Genomic DNA, 4,770 nt, shown 5'->3' on the forward strand with positions numbered 1-4,770 from the left:
TTACCACTTGGCGTTCTTGGTAAGGATTCAGTAAACTCGACACTCCTAGGTAACTTGAAATCGGCAAGTTTACCCCGTATAAAACTGATAATATCTAGTGCCGTCGCCTTCATCCCTGGTTTTAAAACGACAATAGCTTTAATGATTTCTCCGAAATCTTCATCTGGAACACCAATGATCGCAACTTCAGCAACTGCCGGATGTTCATATAAAACATTTTCAACTTCCGCTGGATAGATATTCTCTCCAGCATAGCAAATCATATCTTTAACGCGATCGCAAATATAAATATAGCCTTCTGAGTCAAAATAGCCCGCATCCCCTGTATAGATCCAGCCATCAACAAGGGTTTTTGCTGTAGCCTCGGGTAATTTCCAGTAACCAATCATATTTGCAGGCGATTTTATACAGATTTCACCTACTTGACGACAAGGTAAAGTTTCGCCGTCACTATTTAAAATGGTTACCGAGACCCCAGGAAAAGGTCTACCTGCAGCTTTCAGTCTGTCTGGATTTGTAGAAATATGCTCATGGGCAAATAAACATACAGCGCAATTTCCAGTTTCAGTCATGCCATAAATTTGCACAAAGTTGCAGGAAAATGTAGCTATCGCCTCTTTCAACAGTGATTCAGCAATAGGAGAACCCCCGTAAACAATATATTCAAGTGATGAAAAATCCGTTTGTTTACATAATGGTTCTGTTAACAGAACTTGAATCATTGCGGGCACCATACAGGTCTTTGTGATGCCGTATTTTTCAATAGCTTTGAGAACCTCAACTCCGTCAAAAGTTTCCAAAAAAATATTTTCGGCACCGGATGCTAAACCACGGATAGCCCACCATAAACCTCCTATATGAAAGAAAGGTAAAATCAACAGACTCTTATCTGTTTCACTCCAACCTATCCAGCTTTTACCTTGCTTAACAAATTCTTTGGCAATAGCAAAGAAACTGTAATGTCCCAGTTGCACACCTTTGGGTCGTCCCGTAGTGCCACTGGTATAGATTTGCACGGCTACATCATGTGGTTCAACGGCGACGTTAGGTTGAACATCACTATGTTGTTGGCACCAATTATCGTAAGTCAGCCAATTTTGTTCAGCTTCTTCTAAGGCAATAATGGTTTTAACACCATCAAGCTCATCTCTAATAGATTCAACCAACGTGTGAAACTCAGATCCGACAAAAAGAACTTCAACATTGGCATCTCTTAAAATATAGCTCACTTCTGCAGCAGCCAGACGCCAATTAATAGGCACTAAGACAGCATTTACCTTGTTACACGCAAATAATATTTCATAACTCTTGAGTGAATCTTTAGCCAATAATGCAACTCTTGATTGAGCTTTAACTCCTTGCGCCAAAAGTGCATTAGCCACGCGATTACTTTGTACATGTAACTGTAAATAGGTGAGCGCTTTATCCTTAAAAATTAACGCCTTGCCTTCTGAAAATTGATGCGCTTGCACGCGTGCTAAATCTGCTAGTGTTTGGATTTCATCGTTATATATCATCGACATTCCTCAACAATTGCATCTATATTGCTCAAGCTAAGTTTATTAATTTTCCTGACCCTTTAACTCCGACGATCGCACAGCCCGAAGGCATTCTTGCAATTTATGGGCAAGGGTCTGAATATGTGGAGTACGCATTACAGTGAAGTGGTTACCATCAACAATTTCCGTGTAGCTTGCGCCTGTAGTGTATTGACTCCAGGCAGTACGAGATAGTCCTCCGTCGAGCTTATCCAAAGCCCACCAGACATAGAGCCTAGCTTGAATTTGGGGTGCATGGTGAACTTTAAGCTGCTGTTCGTGAATCTCGGTGAGATTCACTTGTTTTTGTAGGAACTCCACAGCAATCTCTGTCGAGAATAGGTTTCGTTCTTGTCCCCAGACCATTATCCGCCGCAGACGTTCTAAAGTTGGCAAACTTATAAGCTCGTCTCGCAATCCCTGCTGTTCAACAGCATCCAGAGTCATGAAAGCATCAACGAAAGTACCGCCGAATACTAATGCCAATTCCTGGAAGGGGTTGTGTTCAAAAGTTGGTGTATTATCTGAAATTAAAAAGGCATCCACAAGTCCAACAAAAGCAACCTTCTGTCCTTGTTGCTCTAACTCTTGAGCAACACTTACAGCAACTACCCCACCCATAGACCAACCCATGAGATAATAAGAACCATCGGGTTGATGCTGGCGAATGACCTTGGCGTATTCAACAGCCATATTATCGATGCTAGTATGCTCTTGAGTTAGATCGTTGAGAGCACGAGACTGTATACCGTAGACAGGTTGATCTGATCCTAGACAAGTCGCCAGGTGCTGATACACCATCACTTGTCCCCCTGCTGGGTGAATACAGAACAACGGGGGCTGAGTTCCTTCAACTTGGATAGGAACTAAATATGTGGATTTTACTGAAGTATCAGTATTTTTTGTGATATAATTTGCTAGTTCCGCCAGGGTTGGTTGCTGAAAAAGTATACCAAGCGATAGGTTTGTGCCAAATTTTTGATTAATTTTCGAGATAAGTTGAAGCGCCAAAACGAGTCTCCACCCAACTCAAAGAAGTCGTCATGGATGCTTATGCGTTCAAGCCGAAATACTTCAGTCCAAGTTGCTGCCAGCAACTCCTCAATTCTGTCGCGAGGAGCTACAAAAGTTTTTTCTAACTCCGGTTTCGTGCGTTCGGGAGCAGGAAGCGTCTGACGATCCACTTTGCCATTAGGTGTTAACGGCAATGACTCTAACAGCACGAAGGCAGAAGGTACCATGTACTCTGGTAGCTTTTCTTTGAGAAAGCGACGCAGTTCGCTACAAGTGGTGTTAGGTTTCTGTTGTGAATCTGTCTCAGGAACATCAAAAATTTCGGAGGCTTTCCCAGGTTCTGGAACCACGTAACCTATCAGTACTTTACCTCGCTCTTCTTCTACAATAGTAACAATTGCCTCCTTGATTGCAGAATGCTGTTTCAAAGCCGCCTCAATTTCACCGAGTTCGACACGGTACCCATTGATTTTGACCTGAAAATCTTCCCGCCCCAGAAACTCAATATTGCCATCAGGTAAATAACGACCCCAGTCACCAGTTTTATACAACCGCTTCTTAGTCTGAGGATGAATGATGAAGCTAGCTTGGGTCTTTTCTTCGTCGTGCCAGTAACCTTTAGCGAGTCCAATACCCCCAATATAGAGCTGTCCAGGAACCCATACCGGACGTGGTTGTAGCGCTTCATCAAGCACATAAAACCGCTGGTTAGCCATTGGGCGACCGTAGGGAATGCTCTTCCAGGCTGAATTCACCTCCTCCACAGGATAGAGAATAGACCAAATAGATGCTTCGGTAGCACCTCCTAGGCTAATCACTTTTACTTTCTGAGACAAAGCTCTTATCTGGTCAGGTAAGCTTAACGGTATCCAATCGCCACTCATTAAGACTAATCTCAGAGTGTTGAATGCAATTTTAGGATGAGTTGAGGCATACTCCACTAACATCTGCATTAAAGTAGGAACTGAGTTCCAAACTGTAACTTGGTGTTTTATAATCAGTTCTGTCCAATGAGCCGGATCTTTAGTGCTAGCAGCTTCAGGGATAACAATAGTTCCTCCACCGGCTAAAGTGCCGAAGATGTCGTAAACCGATAAATCGAAACTGAGAGAGGAGAGAGCTAAAACTCGGTCATTAGCATTGACATTAAAGCGTTGGTTGATGTCAAGGATAGTGTTGACTACACCTTGATGCGAAATCATTACACCTTTGGGCATCCCCGTAGAACCAGAGGTGTAGATGACATAGGCGAGGTCTTCCGGTTTTTGCACTGCCTCTAATGGCTGATTACGCAGAGATGTTTCAGGCGACTGTTTGAAATCAGAATCTATGCAAAGGCGTTGTATGTTCTCTGGCCAATCCAGGGTGGTATCAAGTCGGGTCTGAGTCAGCACCATCTGAACTTTTGCTTGTTGTAAAAGATACCAGTAGCGTTTCGTTGGAAGTCCAGGGTCAATCGGCACATAAGCAGCACCAGCAGCAAGGATGCCCAAGACAGCCACAACTTGCTCCCAGCCTTTCTCCATCACAATTGCTACTAGTTGGTTAGGGCGAACGCCCAGTTGTCGCAGTTGATGTCCTAGCTCAGTTGCGCGATCGCCTAACTCCTGATACGTTAGGGTACGATGGGCGGTAACTACAGCCGCCTGCTGTGGACGCCAAGACACTTGCTCAAAAAACAAGGTATGGAGTAAGGTTCCTTCTGGAAGTAGTGTATTGGTGAGGCAGTCCGTTGCGGTGGTTCCCCCCGTTGTAGGCGGAACGCCTTCCCGCAGGGTAGGAACTGCCGTTGTGTTAACAGCTACTAGTTGCTTCACCTGTGCTGGTGGTAGAAGTTCTCGTGTCGGGGAAAGCCAAAGTTCATTCTCCTGGGCTAACCGTTCCAGAAAATGGTAGTAAGCCCCAAACATATCATCTAGAAAACCTTTCGCAAAGAGTTCTTCGACCGCATCCCAGTTGAACACTAATGCTCCATTTATCTCACTGACTTGATGATCCAACCATACTTGTGGTGTTTGGCTGATGCTGTAGACTTGGTCTCCTAAAAAATTAAACTCTAAATCTCCCTCTGAAGAAGAATTTAAACCTAAAACACTGGTAAAAACTATTGGCATAGCTGCAGTTAATCCAGTTTTCCGGCGACGAGCTAATTCCCGCAGTACCTGCACTCCACTAATATGAAGATGGTCTAAGTCTTGCAACAATTGCTCCTGTAGTC

General features: G+C 44.0%; 3 protein-coding genes. All 3 read right to left on the reverse strand.

Translation table 11 applies throughout. The features are described from left to right. On the reverse strand, positions 1-1,517 hold a 1,517-nt coding region (locus tag AC5590_RS16270; RefSeq protein WP_169268875.1), incomplete at its 3' end, for a long-chain-fatty-acid--CoA ligase. Positions 1,518-1,562: 45 nt separating this feature from the next. Further along, positions 1,563-2,549: a thioesterase domain-containing protein gene (locus AC5590_RS16275; RefSeq protein ID WP_248277433.1), complete on the reverse strand. Its 987-nt coding sequence runs from the start codon at positions 2,547-2,549 to the stop codon at positions 1,563-1,565. Next, the coding region (locus AC5590_RS16280; RefSeq protein ID WP_211178791.1) for a non-ribosomal peptide synthetase at positions 2,456-4,770 on the reverse strand (2,315 nt) is incomplete at its 5' end. The genes AC5590_RS16275 and AC5590_RS16280, both read right to left, overlap by 94 nt.

Origin of the sequence: Brasilonema octagenarum UFV-OR1 (genome assembly GCF_963888615.1) — a bacterium.
GTDB lineage: Bacteria > Cyanobacteriota > Cyanobacteriia > Cyanobacteriales > Nostocaceae > Brasilonema > Brasilonema sennae.